The sequence below is a fragment of the Paenibacillus sp. 1_12 genome (assembly GCF_900114475.1).
Classification (GTDB): Bacteria; Bacillota; Bacilli; order Paenibacillales; family NBRC-103111; genus Paenibacillus_S.
Genome location: NZ_FOTE01000007.1, coordinates 240,878 through 241,377, shown reverse-complemented (window position 1 = coordinate 241,377; position 500 = coordinate 240,878). Strand labels below are relative to the sequence as shown.

Here is a 500-nt window from a genome sequence, read left to right as displayed (position 1 = left end):
CGTCACTCCCGTTACGCCTGTCGCACCTAAACCACCTGTCACTCCTGTGGCACCTGTTGCGCCTGTGATACCTGTCGCTCCTATTGCGCCTGTCGTACCTGTGACACCCGTCACTCCCGTTACGCCTGTCGCACCTGTTGCGCCTGTGATACCTGTCGCTCCTACTGTTCCTGTCGTCCCTGTTGCCCCCGTCACTCCCGTTGCACCTGTTGCTCCGGTGTCGCCCGTCACTCCCGTTGCACCTGTTGCACCTTTCGCCCCGGTGTCACCTGTCACTCCCGTTACACCTGTCGAACCAGTGTCCCCTGTCACTCCCGTTGCACCTGTGGTCCCGACGTCACCTGTCACTCCCGTTGCACCTGTCGTCCCGGTGTCACCTGTCACTCCCGTTGCACCTGTCGTCCCGGTGTCACCTGTCACTCCCGTTGCACCTGTCGCTCCTGGATCACCCGTCACTCCCGTTGCACCTGTTGCTCCGGTGTCGCCCGTCACTCCCGTTG

General features: G+C 62.4%; 1 protein-coding gene. It reads right to left on the bottom strand.

Annotated elements, in window-relative coordinates; genetic code table 11:
- A partial coding sequence (locus BM210_RS35375; protein ID WP_218184938.1) for a hypothetical protein occupies positions 1–500 on the bottom strand: 500 nt, incomplete at both ends.